22 protein-coding genes are annotated in these 22158 nt (G+C 69.8%); 13 read left to right on the top strand and 9 right to left on the bottom strand.

Going from position 1 to position 22158, the window contains the following annotated elements:
• Nucleotides 1-90: 90 nt before the first annotated feature.
• Both AC1PME_RS08725 and AC1PME_RS08720 read left to right on the top strand, forming a co-directional pair.
• The gene (locus AC1PME_RS08725) at nucleotides 91-519 is read left to right on the top strand and encodes a hypothetical protein (RefSeq protein ID WP_254461201.1); all 429 of its coding nucleotides are present in this window, start codon (nucleotides 91-93) and stop codon (nucleotides 517-519) included.
• A gap of 287 nt (nucleotides 520-806) precedes the next feature.
• Entirely contained in the window at nucleotides 807-1289 is a 483-nt protein-coding gene (locus AC1PME_RS08720; protein ID WP_254461200.1) for a glycine zipper 2TM domain-containing protein, read from the top strand.
• Nucleotides 1290-1380: 91 nt separating this feature from the next.
• Here AC1PME_RS08720 and AC1PME_RS08715 read toward each other — a convergent pair whose 3' ends face one another.
• Complete coding sequence (locus tag AC1PME_RS08715; protein ID WP_153750422.1) at nucleotides 1381-1599, bottom strand: cold-shock protein; 219 nt, start codon at nucleotides 1597-1599, stop codon at nucleotides 1381-1383.
• Nucleotides 1600-1837: 238 nt separating this feature from the next.
• Between AC1PME_RS08715 and AC1PME_RS08710 the strand changes: the two genes are divergently transcribed.
• From AC1PME_RS08710 to AC1PME_RS08700, 3 genes are all read left to right on the top strand, one after another.
• Nucleotides 1838-2323, top strand: a complete 486-nt coding sequence (locus AC1PME_RS08710) for a DUF456 domain-containing protein (protein WP_254461199.1) — start codon at nucleotides 1838-1840, stop codon at nucleotides 2321-2323.
• 265 nt (nucleotides 2324-2588) lie between these two features.
• On the top strand, nucleotides 2589-3740 hold the full coding sequence (locus tag AC1PME_RS08705; protein WP_307549949.1) for a phospholipase A: 1152 nt from the start codon (nucleotides 2589-2591) through the stop codon (nucleotides 3738-3740).
• Between the two features lie 263 nt (nucleotides 3741-4003).
• Complete coding sequence (locus AC1PME_RS08700) at nucleotides 4004-4369, top strand: GatB/YqeY domain-containing protein (RefSeq protein WP_481097886.1); 366 nt, start codon at nucleotides 4004-4006, stop codon at nucleotides 4367-4369.
• Between the two features lie 189 nt (nucleotides 4370-4558).
• Here the strand turns inward: AC1PME_RS08700 and AC1PME_RS08695 are convergent, their stop codons facing one another.
• The 3 genes from AC1PME_RS08695 to AC1PME_RS08685 form a co-directional block, all read right to left on the bottom strand.
• The gene (locus tag AC1PME_RS08695) at nucleotides 4559-6613 is read right to left on the bottom strand and encodes a TonB-dependent copper receptor (protein ID WP_481097885.1); all 2055 of its coding nucleotides are present in this window, start codon (nucleotides 6611-6613) and stop codon (nucleotides 4559-4561) included.
• A gap of 35 nt (nucleotides 6614-6648) precedes the next feature.
• Complete coding sequence (locus tag AC1PME_RS08690) at nucleotides 6649-7053, bottom strand: DUF2946 family protein (RefSeq protein WP_481097884.1); 405 nt, start codon at nucleotides 7051-7053, stop codon at nucleotides 6649-6651.
• A 252-nt stretch (nucleotides 7054-7305) separates the two neighbouring features.
• Nucleotides 7306-8088: a hypothetical protein gene (locus tag AC1PME_RS08685; RefSeq protein WP_481097883.1), complete on the bottom strand. Its 783-nt coding sequence runs from the start codon at nucleotides 8086-8088 to the stop codon at nucleotides 7306-7308.
• Nucleotides 8089-8234: 146 nt separating this feature from the next.
• On the opposite strand from AC1PME_RS08685, the gene AC1PME_RS08680 reads away from it, so the two are divergent.
• A complete protein-coding gene (locus AC1PME_RS08680; RefSeq protein ID WP_254461193.1) occupies nucleotides 8235-8873 on the top strand; it encodes a hypothetical protein in 639 nt (212 codons plus the stop codon).
• Nucleotides 8874-9156: 283 nt separating this feature from the next.
• On the opposite strand, the gene AC1PME_RS08675 is transcribed toward AC1PME_RS08680, so the two are convergent.
• Nucleotides 9157-9792, bottom strand: a complete 636-nt coding sequence (locus tag AC1PME_RS08675) for a glutathione S-transferase family protein (protein ID WP_254461192.1) — start codon at nucleotides 9790-9792, stop codon at nucleotides 9157-9159.
• 106 nt (nucleotides 9793-9898) lie between these two features.
• Complete coding sequence (locus AC1PME_RS08670; RefSeq protein ID WP_184646612.1) at nucleotides 9899-11419, bottom strand: fumarate hydratase; 1521 nt, start codon at nucleotides 11417-11419, stop codon at nucleotides 9899-9901.
• Nucleotides 11420-11521: 102 nt separating this feature from the next.
• Here AC1PME_RS08670 and AC1PME_RS08665 point away from each other — a divergent pair, with 102 nt between their 5' ends.
• The 3 genes from AC1PME_RS08665 (at nucleotide 11522) to AC1PME_RS08655 (ending at nucleotide 14180) form a co-directional block, all read left to right on the top strand.
• On the top strand, nucleotides 11522-12400 hold the full coding sequence (locus AC1PME_RS08665) for an RNA polymerase sigma-70 factor (protein WP_481097882.1): 879 nt from the start codon (nucleotides 11522-11524) through the stop codon (nucleotides 12398-12400).
• 85 nt (nucleotides 12401-12485) lie between these two features.
• Nucleotides 12486-12926 (top strand): carboxymuconolactone decarboxylase family protein, encoded by a 441-nt coding sequence (locus AC1PME_RS08660; RefSeq protein ID WP_307552931.1) that lies wholly within the window; start codon nucleotides 12486-12488, stop codon nucleotides 12924-12926.
• 351 nt (nucleotides 12927-13277) lie between these two features.
• Nucleotides 13278-14180: a dimethylarginine dimethylaminohydrolase family protein gene (locus AC1PME_RS08655; RefSeq protein WP_307549934.1), complete on the top strand. Its 903-nt coding sequence runs from the start codon at nucleotides 13278-13280 to the stop codon at nucleotides 14178-14180.
• A gap of 129 nt (nucleotides 14181-14309) precedes the next feature.
• Here AC1PME_RS08655 and AC1PME_RS08650 read toward each other — a convergent pair whose 3' ends face one another.
• On the bottom strand, nucleotides 14310-14570 hold the full coding sequence (locus AC1PME_RS08650; RefSeq protein WP_254461188.1) for a hypothetical protein: 261 nt from the start codon (nucleotides 14568-14570) through the stop codon (nucleotides 14310-14312).
• 149 nt (nucleotides 14571-14719) lie between these two features.
• Here AC1PME_RS08650 and AC1PME_RS08645 point away from each other — a divergent pair, with 149 nt between their 5' ends.
• From AC1PME_RS08645 to AC1PME_RS08635, 3 genes are all read left to right on the top strand, one after another.
• Nucleotides 14720-16603 (top strand): ABC transporter ATP-binding protein, encoded by a 1884-nt coding sequence (locus AC1PME_RS08645; protein ID WP_481097881.1) that lies wholly within the window; start codon nucleotides 14720-14722, stop codon nucleotides 16601-16603.
• A gap of 27 nt (nucleotides 16604-16630) precedes the next feature.
• Nucleotides 16631-17029 (top strand): hypothetical protein, encoded by a 399-nt coding sequence (locus AC1PME_RS08640; protein ID WP_481097880.1) that lies wholly within the window; start codon nucleotides 16631-16633, stop codon nucleotides 17027-17029.
• A 107-nt stretch (nucleotides 17030-17136) separates the two neighbouring features.
• Complete coding sequence (locus tag AC1PME_RS08635) at nucleotides 17137-17916, top strand: ferredoxin--NADP reductase (protein ID WP_254461185.1); 780 nt, start codon at nucleotides 17137-17139, stop codon at nucleotides 17914-17916.
• Between the two features lie 205 nt (nucleotides 17917-18121).
• On the opposite strand, the gene AC1PME_RS08630 is transcribed toward AC1PME_RS08635, so the two are convergent.
• Complete coding sequence (locus tag AC1PME_RS08630; protein ID WP_254461184.1) at nucleotides 18122-18613, bottom strand: glutathione peroxidase; 492 nt, start codon at nucleotides 18611-18613, stop codon at nucleotides 18122-18124.
• A 347-nt stretch (nucleotides 18614-18960) separates the two neighbouring features.
• On the opposite strand from AC1PME_RS08630, the gene AC1PME_RS08625 reads away from it, so the two are divergent.
• Nucleotides 18961-21144, top strand: a complete 2184-nt coding sequence (locus AC1PME_RS08625; RefSeq protein ID WP_481097879.1) for a M3 family metallopeptidase — start codon at nucleotides 18961-18963, stop codon at nucleotides 21142-21144.
• Nucleotides 21145-21317: 173 nt separating this feature from the next.
• On the opposite strand, the gene AC1PME_RS08620 is transcribed toward AC1PME_RS08625, so the two are convergent.
• Nucleotides 21318-22097, bottom strand: a complete 780-nt coding sequence (locus tag AC1PME_RS08620; protein WP_481097878.1) for a hypothetical protein — start codon at nucleotides 22095-22097, stop codon at nucleotides 21318-21320.
• Nucleotides 22098-22158 lie beyond the last annotated feature (61 nt).

Raw genomic sequence — 22158 nt, 5'->3', positions numbered from 1 at the left:
TTGGCGATTCGCGCCGTGGCCTGGGCGCTCGCGCGCGACGCGTTGCCGCGGGCGTACCATCGGGACTTCATCCCGCTGCGCACGCCTCCGATGGCCAAGCCGCCCCCGCCCGCCTCCGCCTCCCGCTATCTGTTCGTGCTGCTGGCCGGCTTGCTGCTCGGCCTGGTCCTGACGGTGATGACGCTGCGTGCGGTGCAGGCGCGGCAGGATCCGTTCCCGCGCAGCCTGATGCAGGTCATGGGCAAACAGTTGGCGCTGCTCGAACGCGACACCGCGTACCGGCAGTGCAATGGCGCCGGCCCGCAAGCGCGGCTGCGCACGCTGCGCCTGCTCGGCGACGAACTGGGCACGGCGTTTCCCGCCCTGGCCGACGACAGCCGCTTCCGCGAGCACGCCGCCGCGCTACGCGCCGGCCTGGATGCGGCGCTGGCGCATCCGCCGGCGGACTGCGCCGCGCTGGCGCAGGCCCGCCAGCAGATCGACGAACGCTGCGACGCCTGCCACCGCGATTTCCGCTGACCATCCGGCGAGATCGGCGCCGACCTGCCTGCGGGCTTCATGGCGCACGTGCCGCGGCACGTTTCGCTGCCCACCCGGCGCGCGTTGCCGCGGTCGTTTCGCGGATCCGCCGGCACGCTGTTGCGCTGACCGGCCCGCGCGCCTTTCGATGAATTGCCGCTGACGCCGGCCGCCGCGAGGCTGAACGGCGCCTGCCAGGGTTGGCGTTGCATTCACGCGGGGGTGGACAGGATGCGTCCGAACGCGGCGCTGCCGCGCTCCATCACTGTCTGTCGAGGAGAGCACCCATGAAGATCCAACTGATGGCCACCGCTGCCGTGGCGACCCTGGCGCTGGCCGGCTGCGCCACGTCCCCCGGCTATGGCGGCGGTTACGGCGGCGGCTACAGCCAGCCGGCCGGCGGCGGCTACACCCAGACCCGCTGCGCCGACTGCGGCATCGTCACCCGCATCGACACCGTGCCGTCCGGGCGCACCGCGCCGTCGGCCACCGGCGCGATCCTCGGCGGCATCGTCGGCGCGGTCGCCGGCCACGAGATTTCCGACCACACCGGCGGCAGCAAGGGCAACCAGAACGTGTCGGCGGTGGCCGGCGCGGCGGCTGGCGCGCTTGCCGGCAACCAGATCCAGAAGAACGTCACCAGCGACACCTACGACGTGCACGTGCAGATGGACGACGGCCGGGTGATCGTGGTCAACCAGCGCGACCTGGCCGGCGTGCGCGAGAACACCTACGTGCGCGTGGTCAACGGGCGCGTCGTACCGCGCTGATCGGCCGCGCCGACCATTGCCGGAAACGCAAAAAGGCCCGCATTGCGGGCCTTTTTGCTGCGCTTGGCGCGACGCGGCGCGCGGCGGCGACTCAGAGCGGCTGTACCGCGTCGGCCTGCAGGCCCTTCTGGCCCTGCACCACGGTGAAGCTGACCTTCTGACCTTCCTTCAGGCTCTTGAAGCCCTGGGTCTGGATGGCCCGGAAGTGCACGAACACATCCTCGCCGTTTTCGCGGCTGATGAAACCGAAGCCCTTGGCATCGTTGAACCACTTCACGGTGCCGTTTTCGCGATTGCCGTTGCCGTTCATGATCGACTTACTCCTTGGAACACGTCTCAGGGGTGGGTACGCCGGGGGTGCGGCGGCTGGTTGCAAGGAGGAAGCGAGGTATAACGATGTAGCGGATCGATGGATCTACCGCATCAGGCCACGATTCACGGTGACCTTTGCAAGCGCAGCGGCTGCAACTTACCCCGGCCAAAATGAAAATGCAATCATCAAAAATGCCCCGCCTGTCAACCCCCAAAACTGCCCGACGGTGAGCCACATGGACCCTGCGTTCATCTACTACCTGTGTGCCGGTCTGCTGGTGCTGGTCGGGCTGGCGGGGGTGGTGCTGCCGGCCCTGCCCGGCACCCCGCTGATGTTCGCCGGCATGGCGCTGGCGGCCTGGGCCGACGGCTTCCAGCGGCTGGGCTGGCCGACGCTGACGGTGCTGGGCGTGCTCACCGCGCTGTCGCTGCTGGTCGACCTGCTGGCCACCGCGTTCGGCGCGCAGCGCGTCGGCGCCAGCCGCAAGGCGTTGTGGGGGTCGGTGCTGGGCAGCATCGCCGGCCTGTTCTTCATGCCGATCGGGCTGTTCGTCGGCCCCTTCGTCGGCGCGCTGGTCGGCGAGTACTGGCATGGCCGCGAACTGCGCCAGGCGACCCGGGTCGGCGTCGGCACCTGGCTGGGCATCGTCCTGGGCACCGCCGCCAAGCTCGGCCTGGCGCTGGCGATGCTCGCCGTGTTCGCGGTGGCATGGGTCGTCTGAAGGACCACAACCCACGTTCGCCACGCATGCCCTGTTCCGTGGGAGCGGCTTCAGCCGCGACGGGCGTTCCCGGTAAGCCCGTCGCGGCTGAAGCCGCCCCTGCAGGTCGCGTCCCGGCGTTATTAGAGCGGCCCTGAAGACGGCGTCGCGGTGGCAGCATGAACGTGTGATGACCCTGTTGGCGTGGCTTCCTGTATTTTCGCTGCCGGCCATTCACCCCGGCAGCGCACCACCCGCCCGCGCCGCCCGTTGCAGCGAGAACCGCATGTCCCACCGCCAGGTCCGTCCCCTGTTGCTGCTGTCGATCGCGGCCGTGCCGCTTGCGCACGCCCAGGAAGTCCTGCCCACCCCCGCCTCGCCGGAGGCCTGCGTGGCGATCTCCAGCGACGCCGCGCGCCTGGCCTGTTACGACCAGGCGCTTTCGCGCAAGGTCGCCGACCCGCAGGCGGCCGATGCCGCCGCCCAGGTGGCCAGCGAACGCCAGAAGCAGCGCCTGGACGCCAGCGTACCCGAGGACGCCAGCGTCGCCGAGCGCGCCCGCCAGCGCGCCGCCGCGCTGTTCAAGCAGGACCGCTACGACAGCACCATCGCCAATGCCGGCAAGGGCTCGCTGCTGGACAGCCGCTGGGAACTGGCCAAGGACTCCAAGCTGGGCACCTTCCAGTTGCGCGCCTACAAGCCGGTGTACCTGCTGCCGGCGTTCTGGACCAGCAAGAAGAACGAGATGCCGTCCTCGCCGAACCCGGCCAACACGGTGACCACCGCCGAGCCGCTGGACAGCGTGGAGGCGAAGTTCCAGCTGAGCTTCAAGACCAAGATCGTGGAGAACATCTTCGGCGACAACGGCGACCTGTGGGGCGCCTACACCCAGAGCTCGCACTGGCAGGTCTACAACGCCGAGCAGTCGCGGCCGTTCCGCGAGACCAACTACGAGCCGGAACTGATGCTGGTGTTCCGCAACAACTACAGCCTGTTCGGCTGGAAGGGACGGATGACCGGCATCCAGCTGACCCACCAGTCCAACGGCCGCAGCGATCCGCTGTCGCGCAGCTGGAACCGGGCGATGCTCAACATCGGCCTGGACCGCGAGAACTGGGCGCTGGTGCTGCGCCCCTGGTACCGCATCCCGGAGAGCCGCAAGCAGGACAACAACCCGGACATCGAGGACTACATGGGCCGTGGCGACGCGACCCTGATCTACAACCGCAACGGCCACGAAGTGGCGCTGATGGCGCGGCATTCGCTGCGCGGCGGCGACCGCTCGCACGGCGCGGTGCAACTGGACTGGGGCTTCCCGATCAGCAACCTGCTGCGCGGCCATGTGCAGGTGTTCGACGGCTACGGCGAGAGCATGATCGACTACAACCACCGCGCGACCTACGTCGGCGTCGGCATCTCGCTGCTGGAGTGGTTCTGAACCGGCTCCACGGCCGGAGCGTCTGCGCCGCCGGCGCCGTCTAGGCACACGAAGTACCGCATGCGGCAGCCGGACGGCTGTCGTGTGCGACGGCCGCTTCAGCCGCCGTCCGCCACGCGCGCCACGCGCGCAACGCGAAGCCAGCCCTCCTTACCGCTGCGATGCCACACCAGCGGCACAGTTGAGGCTGGCGCCACCCCGCCGACTCCCCGCACGGCGCCGCCCACTTGCGGCGGCGCCTGGCGAGCACCGACCATGCGCCCATGAGCACCGATGCCGCCGCGCGCCTGGTGGCGCGCCTCAAGACCGACCTGACGGCGGCGCTGCGTGCACGCAACGCCGCCGAGATTGCGGTCCTGCGCCAACTGATCGCCGCCATCGACGATGCGCAGGCGGTCGCGGTCGGCGACCGCCACGACCGCTACCGGGTCCACGCCTTCGGCGATCCGGCGGTGGAAGTGCCGCGCCGGTCGCTGGACGACGCCGCGCTGCGCGCGCTGCTCGAACACGAGATCCACGCCCGCGCCGCCGCCGCCGCGACCTATCGCCGCCTCGCCCAGGACGACCGGGCGCAAGCGCTGGACGACGCGGTGCGGGTGTTGCGGCGCTATCTGCCGCCTGCGCACTGAGCCGGGCGCGGCGGCGGCCGGACGATCGCGACGCCGCAAACCGGCGGGACCGCCTTGCCTGTCGGTCGCCGACCGCATGAAACGCGTGCGGGGCGATGACGACGGCGGCAGCCCGACGCCGATCGTCCACCGGCGCTTGCCGCAACGGCCACGGCGGCCTCGCGCGGCGGCCAGGCGCCTCCGCCGCACTCAGAACCGATAGTTGCCCTTCAGCCACAGGTTGCGGCCCGGTTCGGCGATGCGCACCGGGTCGGCCGGGAAGCCGAAGTCGGCGCTGCCGGCCAGATTGAGGTGTTCGCTGTAGCGCCGGTCGAAGACGTTGTCGATGCCGGCGGTCAGGCGCAGCGCCGCGCTGACGCGGTAGCCGCCGCTCAGCCCCAACGTGGCGAAACCGGCGCTGCGGCCGAGGTCGCGGCCGACGACGTTGCCCTGGTCCGGCGCCACCCGTCCCTGCCGCGCCACCGCGCGCAGCAGCGCCCCGGCCGACCAACGCTGACCTTCCCACTCCACCCGCCACCGCGACTCCAGCGGCGGCATCTGCGGCAACGGCGTGCCGTCGCTGCGGTTCTCGCCCCAGGCATAGGCCAGCGTGCCGCCGAGGGTCAGGCCCTGCCACGGCTGCCAGTCCAGTCCGGCCTCGGCCCCGGCAATGCGTGCGTCGACGTTGTCGACGCGGGTGGTGGTGCCCATCATGCCGCCCTCGGCATAGGTGAACAGGATGAAGTCCTGCACCCGCCCGGCGTAGGCCGACACCCACCCCTGCACGGTGGCGCCGCGATACTGCAGGCCGAGGTCGAGCTGGGTGGTGCGCTCCGGACGCAGCCCGGCGAAGGCGTTGGCCGCGCCGATCGGGCCCATGTCGGCGGAGAACAGTTCCCAGTAGTCCGGCATGCGTGCGCTGCGGCCCAGCCCGGCATACCAGACGGTGTCGGCGGAAAGAGTGCGCTCCAGGCGCAGGAAGCCGCTGCCCAGGTCTTCGCGGCGCGTCTGCCCGGCGGTGGGATTGGGCATGCCCATCATGCCGACGCTGCGGCGGGTGTCCTCGACCTGCGCGCGGTCCAGGCGCAAGCCGGCGATCCAGCGCTGCGCGGTCCCGGCGCCGAAGGTGGCTTCGGCGAAGGCACCGAGGTTGTCGAACCGGGCGTCGGTCCGCCACGGCACGCTTCGGTACACACCCTCGCCGCTGGCGCTGCGGTCGCGGTGGCGGCTTTGCTGGGTGTCCACGCCGGCCTGGACCACGACCTGGTCCCAGCGCCACTCCGATTCCACGCGGCCGCCACTGGTGCGCCGGTCCACGTTGGCGGCCATCGGCATCGGCATCGCCGACTGCGGGTTGGGCCGGCGCAACGTGTAGTTGTCCATGACGTGGTCGGCGTCGTTGACGTAGGCATTGGCGCGCAGCGCCTCCCAGGCGCCGGGCAGATCGGTGCGCTCGAAACGCGCGGCGACACTGCGGCGGCGGAACTGGGTGCCGTCCATGCTGCGCCCGGCGTAGCGGGCCAGGCCGTCGCCGGTGCCGGCGGAGAGTTCCAGCACGGTGTCCGGATCCGGGGTCCAGCCGACCGCGGCGTCGGCGTTCCACTTGCGCCAGCGCGACGGCACCACCGCACCGTCGCCGTCGCGGTAGTCGCCGGACTCGGAGCGGTTGGCGTCCACGCGCGCGTAACCGCCGCGGTTGCCGCCGCGCAGGTCCAGGGTCTGGTCGTTGCGGTTCCAGGAACCGACCAGCGCGCTGGCCTCGCCTTCCAGCGTCGGCGCGGCGTAATGCGGGGTATCGCGCTCGAAGCGCACGGTGCCGGCGGAGGCGCCGGGCCCCCAGCGCACCGTCTGCGGCCCCTTGACGATGGTGAGCCGGTCGAAGGTTTCCGGGGCGATGTAGGACAGCGCGTTGTCCATCCGCGCCGGGCACGCACCGATCAGGATGCCGTCGTTGCTCAACACGTTGAGCCGCGAGCCGAACATCCCGCGCAGCACCGGATCGCCGTTGGTGCCGCCGTTGCGGATCGCGGCGAAGCCGGGGACCGTCTTCAGATAATCGGCGCCGTCGCTGGCCGGCACCGGCTGCCGCGGCAGTTTCGGATCGACCGTCCAGGTCAGTGGCGCGACCGGCGCGGTGGCGGTCACCAGCATCCGGTCGAGGGTGGTGGCAGCGGGTGTCTCGGCATGGCCGGTGGTGGGAAACAGGCTGGCGAGCAGGCAGCACGACAACGCCGCCCGCGCGGGCGGCGGCAGGAACTGAGGCATGAGGTGAACTCCAGAAAGGAACGGCGCCGGCGCGCCTAGCGCACCGGAAGCAGGAGGGCGTTCTGGAGACCCGGTGGCGGCCCACGTGCCGCATGCGCGCGCCGGCGCACGGCGGCGTGGACGCGGTGGCGCAGCGGCGTCGTGGCTGCCGGCGCCGGCAGCGCCGCGGCCAGCAGCAGGACGATCGCCAACCACGGCAACAACCGCGCGGCGAGCAGGCAGTAGTCGCAGGCGGCATGCGCCGAGCCATGGTCGCGCTGCGCGCCCGCTGCATCGGCATGGCCGGCCTGGACCGCACCGTGCTGCGCCAGCCCGTCCGCGGCGGCCTGCAATCCGGCCGAGGTACACAACGGCACCGGCAGCGTCTCCGCCTCGAGGAGGCGGCTGGCCACCGGCGCGCCCACCAGCAACAGCGCGGCCAGCAAGGCGGGCCAGCGCATCAGGCGGCGCAGTCGTGCGGGAAGGCAGGGAACGGACACCGCGTCATTCTAGGTGGCGACGCGGGTGGCGGCCACGGCATGGCGGCGGGTGCGACAACGTGACGCAGGCGGGCCGCCGGGCCTGCGTCGCCACGCGCTGCCGATGGGCAGGCGGCGTGGCAGACGTCCACGACGATGGTGCAGGAGCGTGGAACGACCGGCGCCGGGAGTGAACGGGAGGCGCCTGCTCAGCTCTCGGCACGAGCCTGCGCGTCAATCGCCCATGCCGCCATTCACGCGCGTCTGCGCGCCAGACGCAGCGCCGATGCTGTTCATTCCCTGCTCCGTACTGAAAATGAAGCGATGCTCGGCAGGCAAAGCCCCCTGCGAAACCGGCAGTTCGATCATGGAGTAAGCCGGCGCGCCTTCGCCCGAGAAAAGCGCGGCGTGGATGCGCTGATACTGCGCCTCGCCCTGCGGGCCGTAGGCGATCAAGCGCCCGGCACAAATGCTGATTCCACAAGCAAATGACGCCAAGGAGATGGCGCGGTCGTCGGTGACACCGCTCAACATCTGCCTTGCGTACACTTCAGTCAGTTCCGCGGACTCCACATCGCGCCGGGATTGAGAGGACATCGTCTTCATAAACTCGAGGAAGGCGTCGCCGCTCATCAGGCTGACTGCACGATCGCGCGATAGCTGACCGCCGCGGATCATGTCGATCTCCGCAGGGAGATTTGCGCTCTTCACTGGATTCTCCGCTGCCGTTCCTAGACGCGGCCTGTCCTGCTTCGGTACGTGTTCTTCGTCCACGCGTTGCAGCTGGCGACCATGCGGTGAGGCCGGCACTGCAGCGGACTCAATCGCGTGGCGAGCACGCCCTTCCAGTGCAGTCTTGTCGCCCGGAGCGCATGCAACGACCAGACACGCCACCACGAGCGCGATCGAAAAAATGCGATTCCGTGTAATCCTCACCTCGATCTCCTTGGGCTTTCTGCATCCTGCTTTCGCGGCCACTTGGCAATAACGCGAATGGAGCTGTTTGGATGCGCGCATTCAGAAAATAGCGCTTGACACGCTCGCCGGATCAGGCAGGTAATGCTGCGGCCTGCACATGCAAGTTTCATGGGTGGAGCGCTTGCGCGTCCAGAGCATCATGTCGTATCGGAAAATCGCTTGCGCCACCCATCAAGGAGGATTTTATGAGGACGACCAGTGTAGTGATTGTTTCAACGCTCGTCCTGGGATTTGCGGCTGCAAGTTTTTCATCATATGCGGCCACCCAGACGATCACGGCAAGCGCGAGCCATGGAAATACGTACAACGGGACGGCTTCCACCTCCGTGCCTTCCACCGTGACCTGCACGCAGGCAAGCGCGCCCGGCACCGACGGCACCAAGTGCATGATTCAAGCACCCGGCTGGTACGGCGCCATCAACCAGGGAGATTCCATCGGGACCACTGGCGCGGGGACGGTTGTGCTGAACTGCAGCGGTCAGTACGACTACAACAGCGGGAGTCTGTCGTGCGCCGCCACGGTCGAGGACACGGTCTGCCGCCAGTCGACGACACTGAATTCATCGATAAAAGGGCAGCGCAATATCGTTGCGACGACACCGATCAAGGCTGGCGCGACCGTGAAATGTACCGCGGCATCCGGCGGAATCTACGGAACGACCTGCGGCGTGACAAATCCGGGAGCGTCCATGGTCGTCCTGCCCGTCGGGCAATCGATCGTGGCCAACGGCCCCGGCACCGTCAAAATGGGGTGCAATGGCGCCTATGACGCCAATAGCGGCTCGCTGACCTGCTCGGCGCTGGTGACCCAGGTTTGCCAGTAGCTGGGGCGTCCCATCTGGACGTTTCCACCCCGGCGACAACAGACGTTTAGCGAGCCCGGACCAGATTCTGCACCGGCTATCTCGTTGTTTGCAGACGGTTGCGGAATCAGCAGTTGACCAGCGCCTGGCCGCTGCGAGTCCAACGCTGGGACCGGACACACCACGGGGCTTGCGAATGTTCCGCAAGCCCTGTGCCGGCGCTCAGCGAAAACCTGCCGTGAAACGTCGAAAGCCGCTGCCAGACAGCGCGACCGTCGGTACGGCCAGGCTCAGCGCGCGCGCCTCACATCCAGTCGCTAATGCCCTCGCGGCGATAGGCCTCGTGGAACGCCGGGCGCGCCTTCATCCTGTCGGCCAGCGCCTTCAGCGCCGGCCAGGTGTCGGTGGGCCGCGGCATGTTGCGCGACCAACGCATCAGCATGACCAGCACGAAGTCGGCGGCGCTGCAGTGCTCGCCCAGCAGGTAGGGGCCGCCCTGCTCCAGGTGCGCCGCCACTTCGTCCCAGGCCTTTTCCAGGAACGCGCGGGCGTTGGCGCGCACGCGCTCGGCATTCTCGGCGCCGGCCGGTTCGTCGGAGTAGAACCAGGCGCGATAGGCCGGCATCAGGGTGTAGGCGCCGAACAGCATCCAGCGGTAATAGGCCGCGCGCTCGGGGGTACCGGGCGGCGGCGCCAGGCCGGCGTGCGGATACAGGTCGGCCAGGTGCATGGCGATGGCGACCGATTCGGTCAGCACCTGTCCGTCCAGGACCAGCGTCGGCACCCGCCCCTGCGGGTTGAGCGCCAGGTACTCGGGGCTTTTCTGCTCCTGGCGGTCGAAATCGAGCATGCGCAGTTCGAAATCGACCTGCAGTTCGATCAACAACCAGTGCACGACGAACGAAGCGGTACTGGGCGAACCGTAAAGCACGATGGACACGACGCTTTCCCCGGAGGCGGAACCAGCGCCGATTATTGCCGCGACGCCGGCGTGCCGCCAGCACCGCGCGGAACGCCGGCGCCAGCGCCGGCGTTCGCCAGGCCGATCAGGCCTCGACCACCACCGGGATCTTGCCGATGCGCGCCTGCCACTCGCGCGGGCCGGTCTTGTGCACCGACTCGCCGCTGGCATCGACCGCCACCGTCACCGGCATGTCCTTGACCTCGAACTCGTAGATCGCCTCCATGCCCAGGTCTTCGAAGGCCAGCACCTTGCTGGCCTTGATCGCCTTGGACACCAGGTAGGCCGAGCCGCCGACCGCCATCAGGTACACCGCCTTGTTGTCGCGGATCGCGGCGATCGCCGCATCGCCGCGCTCGGACTTGCCGACCATGCCCAGCAGGCCGGTCTGCTCCAGCATCTGCCGGGTGAACTTGTCCATGCGCGTGGCGGTGGTGGGACCGGCCGGGCCCACCACCTCGTCGCGCACCGGATCGACCGGGCCGACGTAGTAGATGAAGCGGTTGGTGAAGTCCACCGGCAGCGTCTCGCCGCGGTTGAGCATGTCGATCATGCGCTTGTGCGCGGCGTCGCGGCCGGTCAGCAGCTTGCCGTTCAGCAGGATCGTCTCGCCCGGCTTGAAGCTGGCCACGTCCTCGCGGGTGATGGTGTCCAGGTTCACCCGGCGCGCGTTGGTCGGGTTGTAGGTCAGCTTGGGCCAGTCTTCCAGCGACGGCGGATCCAGCATCACCGCGCCGCTGCCGTCCAGGGTGAAGTGCGCATGGCGGGTGGCCGCGCAGTTGGGGATCAGCGCCACCGGCAGGTTGGCGGCGTGGGTCGGGTAGTCCTTGACCTTGATGTCCAGCACCGTGGTCAGGCCGCCCAGGCCCTGCGCGCCGATGCCCAGCGCGTTGACCTTTTCGTACAGCTCCAGGCGCAGTTCCTCGGCACGGTTGGAGGCGCCGCGGGCCTGCAGGTCGACGATGTCGATCGGCTCCATCAGCGCTTCCTTGGCCAGCAGCATCGCCTTCTCGGCGGTGCCGCCGATGCCGATGCCGAGCATGCCCGGCGGGCACCAGCCGGCGCCCATGGTCGGCACGGTCTTGAGCACCCAGTCGACGATGGAGTCGGACGGGTTGAGCATGGCGAACTTGCTCTTGGCTTCCGAGCCGCCGCCCTTGGCGGCGACGATGACGTCGACGGTGTCGCCGGGGACGACCTTGACGTTGACCACCGCCGGGGTGTTGTCCTTGGTGTTCTGGCGCTTGCCGGCCGGGTCGGCCAGCACCGAGGCGCGCAGCTTGTTGTCCGGATGGTTGTAGGCGCGGCGCACGCCCTCGTTGACCATGTCCTCCACGCCCATGGTGGCGTCGTCCCAGCGCACGTTCATGCCGATCTCGAGGAACACGGTGACGATGCCGGTGTCCTGGCAGATCGGCCGGTGGCCCTCGGCGCACATGCGCGAATTGATCAGGATCTGTGCGATGGCGTCCTTGGCCGCCGGCGACTGCTCGCGCTCGTAGGCGGCGGACAGGTTCTTGATGTAGTCGACCGGGTGGTAGTAGCTGATGTATTGCAGCGCGTCGGCGACGGACTGGATGAGGTCTTCCTGCTTGATCGAGGTCACGGCTGGCTCTGCGGCTGGCGGGGGGGAAACCGGCCCATTTTAGGGCAAAGTGGCGGCCCCGCCCGCTGTCACGCCGGCACGCCCTGTTCCGTCCTGGTCGTCATGACCCACGATCCGACCTTCGCATCCCACCGCACCAGGCTGTTCGGCCTGGCCTACCGCCTGCTCGGCAGCCGCGCCGACGCCGAGGACACCGTGCAGGACGCCTGGCTGCGCTGGCAGGCCAGCGACCGCGACGCGATCCGCGACCCCGAAGCCTGGCTGGTGACCGCCACCACCCGGCTCGGCCTGGACCGCCTGCGCGCGGCGCGCAGCGCCCGCGTCCACTACGTCGGCCCGTGGCTGCCCGAGCCGCTGGAGATCGCCGACGACGCCGACCCGGCCGAGCGCCATGCCCGTGCCGAGCAGGTGTCGCTGGCGTTCCTGGCGCTGCTGGAGCGGCTCGGCCCGCACGAGCGCGCCGCCTTCCTGTTGAAGGAGGCCTTCGACTACGACTACGCGCAGATCGGCCGCACCCTGGAGCGCAGCGAGGCCGGCTGCCGGCAACTGGTGCACCGGGCGCGTGAGCGCCTTGGCCAGGACCAGGTGCGCTTCGCGGTCACGCCCGAGCGCCACCGCCAGCTGCTGGAGCGCTTCCTGCACGCCTCGCAGCACGGCGACCGCGCCGCCATCGCGGCATTGCTGCATGCCGACGCGCAGTTGCGCTCCGACGGCGGCGGCAAGGTCACCGCGAGCCTGCGCCCGCTGCGCGGCGCCGAGCGCATCGGCCGGCTGTACTGGGCCTTGGCGCGGCGCAACCTGGGCCTGCAGGCGCGGATCGGCACGGTCAACGGCGAACCGGCGATCCTGCGCTTCCTGGGGCCGCGGTTGCACTCGGCGACGGTGCTGCGCATCGAGGGTGAGCGCATCGCCGAAGTGCTGACCCTGATGAACCCGGACAAGCTGCCGACACCGAGCGCGCGCCCTGCCGCCGGCGACTGACCTGCGGCGGCGCTGTCACGCCGGCACGCGCCGCCGCGTCCTGGAGGGGAAGGCGGCCATGGTGGCCGCCATGACCGCCACGCCCATGCACTTCCATCGGATCGACTACACCCGCCACGAACCCGAGGCGTACCGCGCCCTGCTCGGTGCCAGCCAGCAAGTCCACGGCGGCACGCTCGGCAGCGCCCTCACCGAACTGGTGTTCCTGCGCGTGTCCCAGCTCAACGGCTGCGCCTACTGCATCGACATGCACGCCACCGCCCTGCGCAACGCCGGCACCGAACCGCGCAAGCTCGACACCCTCGCCGCCTGGCGCGACAGCCGCTTCTTCGACGCCCGCGAGCGCGCCGCGCTGGCCTGGGCCGAGGCGCTGACCACGCTACCGGCCGGCGCACCGTCGCAGGCCGTCTACGACGCACTCGCGGCGCAGTTCGACCCGGCCGGCATCAGCGCGCTGACCATGGCCGTGGCGGTGATCAACGCCTGGAACCGGCTGGGCGTCGGCTTGCAGCCGGCGCTGCCGTAGGCGCTGCGCGCCGGGAATGGGGAATGGGGAATGGGGAAGCGGGAGGCAGATGCAGATGCAGATGCAGATGCAGGACAGATGCAGATGCAGATGCAGATGCAGATGCAGGATCTTGCAAGCGGCGGGACGTGTGGGGAATGCCGAATCCCGAATGTTGGCTGCTGGACGCGCTGCCAGGCACGGCACACGCCAACGCAGCGCATGGCCGCAGCGCGCGCGATCCTGCCTTCCCGAATCCCCGATCTCCACTCCCTAATCCCCGATCCCACTGGCATGCGCCGCCGATGACCGACATGTCTCCGCAACACGGCGCCGCTAGCGTGACGCCCATTCCCGACGCGGAGCGCACGCATGATCGAGAACGTCCTTGCTGGCAGCCTGGCCGACGACGCCGACCTGGCCCTCGCCTCCCCCGAGCCGCAGTCCCGCACCGGTGCCGGCCATCGCCACCGCCTGCTGATGTGCGCGCCGCTGCACTTCGCGGTGGACTACGTGATCAACCCATGGATGGAAGGCAACGTGCACGCCGCCAACCGCGTGCGCGCGCAGGCGCAGTGGAACGCGCTGGTGGCCGCCGCCGAGGCCGCCGGCGCCCGCGTCGACTGCATCGCCGCCGCCGCAGGCCTGCCGGACATGGTGTTCAGCGCCAACGCCGGCCTGGTGCTGGGCGACCGCTTCGTGCCCAGCCGCTTCCGCCACGCCGAGCGCCGTGGCGAGGAAGCCTTGTTCACCGCCTGGTGCCGCCAGGCCGGCCTGCGCATCCACGCACTGCCGGAAGCGGTGTATTTCGAAGGCGCCGGCGACGCGCTGCTGGACCGCGGCGCGCGCCGGCTGTGGATGGGTCACGGCCACCGCAGCGACCTGGCCGCCGCGCACGAGCTGACCGACCTGCTGGACATCGAGGTGGTGCCGCTGCGCCTGGTCGATGCGCGCTTCTACCACCTGGACACCTGCTTCTGCCCGCTGCGCGACGGCTACCTGCTGTACTACCCGGCCGCGTTCGACGCCGACGCGCAGCAGGCGATCGCCCAGCACGTGCCGGCGTCGCGGCGCATCGCCGTCGGCGAGGCCGACGCCCTCGCCTTCGCCTGCAACGCGGTGGACCTGGACGACACCCTGCTGCTCAACCGTGCCTCGCCGGACCTGTGCGCCGCCCTGGCGGCGATCGGCTACCGCGTGGTGCAGACCCCGCTGGACGAATTCCTCAAGGCCGGCGGCGCCGCCAAGTGCCTGACGCTGCGGCTGGACGAATAAGCCGAAAGAGGCTCCCCCGAGCCGCCGCAATCAGCCCCTCTCCCACCGGGAGAGGGGTTGGGGTGAGGGTGCGAGACGGCGCATGACACGGCCGGCGCGCCGGACAGCCCGCGCCGCAACCAACCGCCATCAGCACAGACCGAGGACCGCATTGAGCACCTCGCGCCACACCTGATCGAGGTCGATGCCGCCGCGGCCACCGAACAAGCGAAATACGCTGTAGCCGATCGCGAAGCCGACATACGACAGCGTCAGCACCACCATGACGGCGTTGCCCCACCACAGCAGCGCGGCGGCGAACAGAACGAAGACCGCGCAACCGAGCAGCTCGCGCCGCGACGGCAGGTGCCCACCCACGCGGGCGACGATAGGCGCGACGGGATCGGACATGGCAACAGCCTCGGCGGGACATCGACGAGACTAACCGACGCCTCGCCTTCGGAGGTCGCGCGCCTGCCACCCGGGTCAGCGCCGGTGCAGCCGCCGCCCCGGCGCGACCCACACTCCCCGCCCACACCCGCCCCCGGCACAATGCGCCGATGGCCTCTTCCTCCCCCTCCCATGGCGGCGCCCGCGCCGCGTCCCGCACCGGCCCGAGCCTGCGCGAGCGCTTCGACGCGATGCGCAACCTGCCGCCGTTCCTGCGCCAGATCTGGCAGACCAGCCGCTGGCTGACCCTGAGCAGCATCGGCCTGCGCGTGATCCGCGCGCTGCTGCCGGTGGCCTCGCTGTACGTCGGCAAACTGATCATCGACGAGGCCATCCACCTGGTCGGGCAAGCGCCCGGCTTCGAGTCGCTGGGCCAGGCCCTGGCCAGCGGCCGGCTCAACCGGCTGCTGGAACTGCTGGGCCTGGAACTGGCGCTGGCGATCGCCTCGGACCTGCTCGGACGGCTGGTCAGCTATGCCGACACGCTGCTGTCGGAGCTGTTCAACAACACCACCAGCGTGCAGCTGATGGAGCACGCCGCGCAACTGGACCTGGAGGATTTCGAGGATCCGGAACAGCAGGACCGGCTCGACCGCGCGCGGCGCCAGACCATGGGCCGCATGAACCTGATGAGCCAGCTGTTCGGCCAGGTGCAGGACACGATCACCGTGGCCAGCTTCGCGGTCGGCCTGCTGGTCTACGCGCCCTGGCTCATCGCCCTGCTGGCGGTGGCGCTGGTGCCGGCGTTCATCGGCGAGGCGCACTTCAACGCGCTGGGCTATTCGCTCAACTTCCAGTGGACGGCCGAGCGCCGCCAGCTCGACTACCTGCGCCAGCTCGGCGCCAGCGTCGAGACCGCCAAGGAAGTGAAGATCTTCAACCTGCACAACTTCCTGATCACGCGCTACCGCGCCCTGGCCGACCGCTACTTCCAGGCCAACCGCGCGCTGGCGCGCAAGCGCATGCTGTGGGGCACGCTGCTGGCGGCGCTGGGCACGCTGGGCTACTACGGCGCCTACGGCTACATCGCCTGGCGCACCGTGCGCGGCGACTTCAGCATCGGCGACCTGACCTTCCTGGCCGGCAGCTTCCTGCGCCTGCGGCAGTTGCTGGAAGGGCTGCTGATCGGCTTCTCGCAGGTGGCCGGGCAGGCGCTGTACCTGGACGACCTGTATTCGTTCTTCCGCATCGTCCCGGAGATCCGCAGCCGTCCCGGCGCGGTGCCGGTGCCGCGGCCGATCGTGCAGGGCTTCGTGTTCGAGAACGTCGGCTTCCGCTATCCGGACGCCGAGCAATGGGCGGTACGGCACCTGGACTTCACCCTGCGCGCCGACGAGGTGCTGGCCCTGGTCGGCGAGAACGGCGCCGGCAAGACCACCCTGGTCAAGCTGCTGGCGCGGCTGTACGACCCGGACGAAGGCCGCATCCTGCTCGACGGACGCGACCTGCGCGACTACGACCTGGACGACCTGCGCGCCAATCTCGGGGTGATCTTCCAGGACTTCGTGCGCTACCACTTCAGTGCCGGCGAGAACATCGGCGTCGGCCAGGTGGACGCGCTGGACGACGCGCCGCGGATCCGCGCCGCCGCGCAGCGGGCGATGGCCGCCGAGCTGATCGACGGCCTGCCGCAGGGCTACGCGCAGGTGATCGGGCGCCGCTTCAAGACCGGCGTGGACCTGTCCGGCGGGCAGTGGCAGAAGATCGCCATCGCCCGCGCCTACATGCGCGACGCGCAGGTGATGATCCTGGACGAGCCGACCGCCGCGCTGGACGCGCGCAGCGAGTTCGAGGTGTTCCAGCGCTTCAAGGAACTGTCCGACAACCGCACCGCGGTGCTGATCTCGCACCGTTTTTCCAGCGTGCGCATGGCCGACCGCATCCTGGTGCTGGCCGACGGCCGGATCGAGGCCAGCGGCACCCACGACGAACTGATGGCGCAGGGCGGCCGCTACGCGGAGCTGTTCGAACTGCAGGCCGCTGGGTATCGTTGAGCCTGGTCCGCCCCTTCCGACGCCGCCATGCCCCGCATCCTGCTCTGCCTGTTCGCCGCCGCCCTCGCCGTCCCGGCTGCCGCCGCTCCCGCCGCGGACGCGCCGGCGCCCGCCGACTACGCCGCGGCCAAGGCCCTGGCCGACCGCGACGAGGCCGGCCTGCCGGCGGCGCTGGAGCAACGCCTGCAGACCCTGCAGCGCGCGGCGCTGGACGAGGGCGTGGCCAGTTGCGCCACCCCGCGCCCGGACACCTCGCCGTTCACGGTGGTGGTGCAGGTGCAGGCCGACGGCAGCGTCGGCGCCAGCTGGCGCAACGGCACCACCCCGCTCGCCCTGTGCCTGGAACGCTTCCTGCGCCAGCGCCCGCTGCTGGCGCCGCCGCAGGCGCCGCTGTATCTGTCCTACGAGGTTTCGTTCGAGAAGTGAGCGTCGCCGGCGCGATGGCCACCCGGCCCCTCCAAATGAGAGTTGATCTCATTTGAGTCGACATGGGGTAGAATGGCCGCCGTTCCTTCCCCATCACGATCAACGGCATGTCTTCCGCTTTTGGCCCCGAAACGGTGCTCGAGGTCCGCCACTGGACCGAGGACTACTTCAGCTTCACCACCACCCGCAACGACGGTTTCCGTTTCGACAACGGCCAGTTCGTGATGATCGGCCTGGAGACGGAGACGCGGCCGCTGCTGCGCGCCTACTCCATCGCCAGCGCCAACTGGGAAGAACAACTGGAGTTCTTCAGCATCAAGGTGCCGGACGGCCCGCTGACCTCGCGCCTGCAGCACATCAAGCCCGGCGATTCGGTGCTGGTCGGCAAGAAGCCCACCGGTACCCTACTGATCAGCGACCTGCACCCCGGCCGCCACCTGTACCTGCTCGGCACCGGCACCGGCCTGGCGCCGTGGCTGTCGGTGATCAAGGACCCGGAAACCTACGAACGCTTCGACAAGGTGATCCTCACCCATGGCGTGCGCTTCGAGAAGGACCTGGCCTACCGCGACTATTTCGAAAAGGAACTGCCGCAGCACGAGTTCCTCGGCGAGACCATCCGCGAGAAGCTGCTGTACTACCCGGCGGTGACCCGCGAGGACTTCCGCAACCGCGGCCGCCTCACCGAACTGATCGAGAGCGGCGCGATGCAGCGCACCCTCGGCCTGCCGCCGCTGAACCCGGAGCACGACCGTGCGATGATCTGCGGCAGCCCGCAGATGCTGGCCGACCTGCGCCACAGCCTGGACGCGCGCGGCTTCGTCGCCTCCCCGCGCATCGGCTCGCCGGGGCACTACGTGTTCGAGCGCGCGTTCGTCGAGAAGTGACATCGCATTGCGCGTAAGCGGCGCCAGGTGGCTGGCCTCCAGGCCATCGGCCGCGCCGGACGCATGACCGATAACGCCGCACTATCCCCTGTGGGAGGGACTTCAGTCCCGACGCGTTCGAGTTAAAGGCGTCGGGACTGAAGTCCCTCCCACAACAGCAGCAGCCCGGCATTCGCGACCACGCCGGGAGTTCCGCGCCGAAGCGTCACCCCAGCGCCCGCTCGATATCGTCAGCCAGCGCTTCCGGCTTGTCGGTCGGCGCATAGCGCGCCAGCACCTGGCCGTCGCGGCCGACCAGGAACTTGCTGAAATTCCACTTGATCGCGGCGATGCCGAGCAGCCCGGACTTCTGCTGCTTGAGCCAGCGCCACAGCGGATGCGCACCGTCGCCGTTGACCTGCACCTTGGCGAACATCGGGAAATCGACGTCGTAGCTGAGCGAACAGAACTGGCGGATCTCCGCGGCATCGCCCGGCTCCTGGTGACCGAACTGGTCGCACGGAAAGCCCAGCACCACCAGCCCGCGATCGCGGTAGCGCTGCCACAGCGCCTGCAGCCCCGCATATTGCGGCGTGAAACCGCACTTGGACGCGACATTGACGATCAGCAGCACCTTGCCGGCGTACTCGGCCAGCGGCTGCGCCTGCCCGTCCAGCGTGGTCGCGGTGAAGGCGTAGGCGGTGGTCGGGGTGTCCATGCGAGGAACCTCACTGGCGATGCGCGCCGCGGCGGCGCGTGTTCGGCGCGATGCTACGCGCTGGCCGCACGCCTCGCCAGCGCCCAGTGCAGGCCTCACACCGGCAGCGCACCGGCAGCACCACGCGCCTGCGCGCTGGCTCGCGCAGCATCAGCGCCACCCACCGGTGCGCGCCCCTTCACCGGCACCCGCAAGAGAAGGCGCATTGCATCAAGCCGCACGCCACATCCCGCAAAGCCGTACCGGCCGCGGCGCGCCTGCTGCAGCGCGTCCATGGCTTTCGTCACGGGTCACGCCTGCCGGCCTGGGGTAGCCTGCCGGATCACCATGATTGCGGATACCGCTTGATGACCTCTCGCCTCGCCCTTGCCCTCGCCGCCACGCTCGGACTCGCCATGCCCGCCTACGCCGCTCCGGCCACCACGCCCGCCGCCACGGCGGCCACGCAGGCCAACCCGTTCTTCGCCGAAAGCCCGCTGCCGCTGCACTACCCGCAGTTCGACAAGATCAAGGACAGCGATTTCGCCCCCGCGTTCGACGCCGGCATGGCGCAGCAGTTGCAGGAAGTGCAGGCCATCGCCGACCAGGCCGCCAAGCCGACCTTCGACAACACCATCGTGGCGATGGAGAAAAGCGGGCAGGTCCTGGACCGCGCCACCACCGTGTTCTTCAACCTGGTCGGTGCCGACACCAACGACACGCGCAAGAAACTGCAGGCCGAATACGCCGGCAAGCTGGCCGCGCACCGCGATGCGATCGCGCTCAATCCCAAGCTGTTCGCGCGAATCCAGACGCTGTACGACACCCGCAACCAGCTCGGTCTGGACGCGGAGGGCGTGCGCCTGATCGAGAAGTACCACAGCGACTTCGTCCGCGACGGCGCCAAGCTCAACGATGCCGACAAGGCCAAGCTCAAGGCGATGAACGCCGAACTGGCCGAACTGGGCACCAAGTTCAGCCAGAACGTGCTCGCCGAAGTGAACGCGGCCGCGGTGGTGGTGGACGACGTCAAGCAGCTCGACGGCCTGTCCGACGCGCAGATCGCCGCCGCGGCCGAGGCGGCCAAGGCGCGCAAGCTCGACGGCAAGTACGTGATCGCCCTGCTCAACACCACCGGCCAGCCGCCGCTGGCCCAGCTCAAGGATCGCGCCCTGCGGCAGAAGATCTACGAAGCCTCGGTGTCGCGCGGCAGCCACGGCGGCCCCTACGACAACACCGCGCTGGTGTCGCGGATCATGACCCTGCGCGCCGAGCGCGCCAAGCTGCTCGGCTACCCGAACCACGCCACCTATTCGCTGGAAACCCAGACCGCCAAGACCCCCGCAGCGGTCAACGCGATGCTCGGCAAGCTGGCCCCGGCCGCGGTGGCCAACGCCAAGCGCGAGGCGGCCGACCTGCAGGCGATGATCGACCAGGAACAGAAGGCCGCCGGCAAGCCCAGCTTCAAGCTCGAGGCCTGGGACTGGGCCTACTACACCGAGAAGGTGCGCCAGGCCAAGTACGACTTCGACGAGGCCCAGCTCAAGCCCTACTTCGAGCTGAAGAACGTGCTGGAGAACGGCGTCTTCTACGCCGCCAACCAGGAGTACGGGCTGACCTTCAAGCGGCGCACCGACCTGCCCACCTACCGCGACGACGTGCTGGTCTACGACGTGTTCGACGCCGACGGCAGCCAGTTGGCGATCTTCATCGCCGACATGTACGCGCGCGAGTCCAAGCGCGGCGGCGCCTGGATGAGTTCCTACGTCTCGCAGTCGGCGCTGACCGGCGACAAGCCGGTGGTCGCCAACCACCTCAACATCCCCAAGCCGCCGGCCGGGCAGCCGACCCTGCTGACCTGGGACGAGGTCACCACCGCGTTCCACGAGTTCGGCCATGCGCTGCACGGCATGTTCTCGAACGTGAAGTACCCCTACTTCTCCGGCACCAGCGTGCCGCGCGACTTCGTCGAGTTCCCCTCGCAGGTCAACGAGATGTGGGCCGACGATCCGGCCATCCTCAAGCACTACGCCAAGCACTACCAGAGCGGCGCGCCGATGCCGCAGGCGCTGCTGGACAAGGTGGTGGCCACCGCCAAGTTCAACCAGGGCTTCGCCACCACCGAATACCTGGGCGCGGCCATGCTCGACCAGCGCTGGCACCAGCTCAGCGCCGGCCAGGTGCCGCCGGCCTCGGGGGTGATGGACTTCGAGGCCAAGGCGCTGGCCGCCGACGGCATCGCCTATCCGCCGGTGCCGCCGCGCTATCGCACGCCGTACTTCAGCCACATCATGGGCGGCTATGCGGCCGGCTACTACGCCTACATCTGGGCCGAGGTGCTGGACGCCAACACCCAGCAGTGGTTCAAGCAGCACGGCGGGCTGAGCCGCGCCAACGGCGACCGCTTCCGCCAGACCCTGCTCTCGCGCGGCGGCAGCGTCGATGCGATGCAGTTGTTCCAGGATTTTGCCGGGCACGCACCGCAGATCGAACCCTTGCTGGAGAAGCGCGGCCTCAACGCCACGCCGGTGGCGACGCCCAGCGCCCGTTGAGGCGCAACGCGGCACGGCCCCTGCGCCGTGCCGCCCGCTCGCGGGGACAGCGCAACAACACCCGAACCAACCGCATCACCCAATACGCACGACGCCCGGCTAAGCCGGGCGTCGTGTTTTTCAGCCTGCAGTCTCGATGGCGACGCGTGTTGCGTCGCGCGGCCGTCGGCGGCTTATTGGCCGTCGCTGGAGGCGTTGATGCTGGCCCCCAGGGAGGCATTGCCGCCGGCCTGCCCCTGCGCCTGGCCGTTGCCGGCCTGCGCACCGCCCTGGCCGCCCGCGCCCAGCTGGCCCGACACCGACCCGCCGCGCGCGCCGGCATGGTGCGAGGCGCTGCCGCTGGCCGCGCCATTGGCGCTCCCGCTGCCGGACAGCGCCGGCAGGCCGCCACCGCTGGCGGCGCCGTTGCCGTTGCTGTTGCCGCTACCGTTACCGGCCGCGCTCGCGCCCTGACCGGTCATGCCGTCGACCGCGCCGGCGGCATTGCCGGCCGTCGCCAGCGCCGCCGCGGGCGTGGCCGCACTGGTCGCCGCGCCGAGTGCAGCGTCGGCCTGGCCCATCGCACTGCTGGCCGTGCTGCGTGCCGCCGCACTGCCGCTGGCGGCGGCATTGCCGGCCAGCGTCCGGCCCTGGTTCACCGCAGCGCCGGCGGTCTGCGCCGCGCCGTCGGCGGTGGCCGCGCCACGCGCCGCCGCCCGCTGCGCCGCCATCCGCGCACGCTGCGACTGCTGCTCGATGCCGCTGCGCGCGCGATCCAGCGGAACCCCGGCGTCCAGGCGGCCTGCGCCCATCCCGTTGCCGCCGAGGCTGCCGCCGCCCAGGCCGCCCAGGGTGCCGTTGACCGCACCGCCCACGCTGCCCGCACCGCCCAGCAACTGCGCACCGGCCACGCCCGGAATCAGCGCCACCGACGCCACCAGCACCGCGCTCGCCAACAGAGTCTTGCCGTTCATCGCATTCTCCTCGTGTCGCCGCAGGCCATCTGCGGCTCTCATGTAGTCCTACGAATCGAAC

It is taken from the genome of Xanthomonas sp. NCPPB 901 (assembly GCF_056725085.1).
Note: the sequence above shows the minus strand (reverse complement) of the source record. Positions and strands in the feature narration are given on the sequence as shown.

Coding starts and splice junctions, on each gene's coding strand:
- AC1PME_RS08725 (WP_254461201.1), top strand. CDS start 91: ATGGCCAAGCCGCCCCCGCCCGCCTCCGCCTCCCGCTATCTGTTCGTG.
- AC1PME_RS08720 (WP_254461200.1), top strand. CDS start 807: ATGAAGATCCAACTGATGGCCACCGCTGCCGTGGCGACCCTGGCGCTG.
- AC1PME_RS08715 (WP_153750422.1), bottom strand. CDS start 1,599: ATGAACGGCAACGGCAATCGCGAAAACGGCACCGTGAAGTGGTTCAAC.
- AC1PME_RS08710 (WP_254461199.1), top strand. CDS start 1,838: ATGGACCCTGCGTTCATCTACTACCTGTGTGCCGGTCTGCTGGTGCTG.
- AC1PME_RS08705 (WP_307549949.1), top strand. CDS start 2,589: ATGTCCCACCGCCAGGTCCGTCCCCTGTTGCTGCTGTCGATCGCGGCC.
- AC1PME_RS08700 (WP_481097886.1), top strand. CDS start 4,004: ATGAGCACCGATGCCGCCGCGCGCCTGGTGGCGCGCCTCAAGACCGAC.
- AC1PME_RS08695 (WP_481097885.1), bottom strand. CDS start 6,613: ATGCCTCAGTTCCTGCCGCCGCCCGCGCGGGCGGCGTTGTCGTGCTGC.
- AC1PME_RS08690 (WP_481097884.1), bottom strand. CDS start 7,053: ATGCGCTGGCCCGCCTTGCTGGCCGCGCTGTTGCTGGTGGGCGCGCCG.
- AC1PME_RS08685 (WP_481097883.1), bottom strand. CDS start 8,088: ATGCGCGCATCCAAACAGCTCCATTCGCGTTATTGCCAAGTGGCCGCG.
- AC1PME_RS08680 (WP_254461193.1), top strand. CDS start 8,235: ATGAGGACGACCAGTGTAGTGATTGTTTCAACGCTCGTCCTGGGATTT.
- AC1PME_RS08665 (WP_481097882.1), top strand. CDS start 11,522: ATGACCCACGATCCGACCTTCGCATCCCACCGCACCAGGCTGTTCGGC.
- AC1PME_RS08660 (WP_307552931.1), top strand. CDS start 12,486: ATGCACTTCCATCGGATCGACTACACCCGCCACGAACCCGAGGCGTAC.
- AC1PME_RS08655 (WP_307549934.1), top strand. CDS start 13,278: ATGATCGAGAACGTCCTTGCTGGCAGCCTGGCCGACGACGCCGACCTG.
- AC1PME_RS08650 (WP_254461188.1), bottom strand. CDS start 14,570: ATGTCCGATCCCGTCGCGCCTATCGTCGCCCGCGTGGGTGGGCACCTG.
- AC1PME_RS08645 (WP_481097881.1), top strand. CDS start 14,720: ATGGCCTCTTCCTCCCCCTCCCATGGCGGCGCCCGCGCCGCGTCCCGC.
- AC1PME_RS08640 (WP_481097880.1), top strand. CDS start 16,631: ATGCCCCGCATCCTGCTCTGCCTGTTCGCCGCCGCCCTCGCCGTCCCG.
- AC1PME_RS08635 (WP_254461185.1), top strand. CDS start 17,137: ATGTCTTCCGCTTTTGGCCCCGAAACGGTGCTCGAGGTCCGCCACTGG.
- AC1PME_RS08630 (WP_254461184.1), bottom strand. CDS start 18,613: ATGGACACCCCGACCACCGCCTACGCCTTCACCGCGACCACGCTGGAC.
- AC1PME_RS08625 (WP_481097879.1), top strand. CDS start 18,961: ATGACCTCTCGCCTCGCCCTTGCCCTCGCCGCCACGCTCGGACTCGCC.
- AC1PME_RS08620 (WP_481097878.1), bottom strand. CDS start 22,097: ATGAACGGCAAGACTCTGTTGGCGAGCGCGGTGCTGGTGGCGTCGGTG.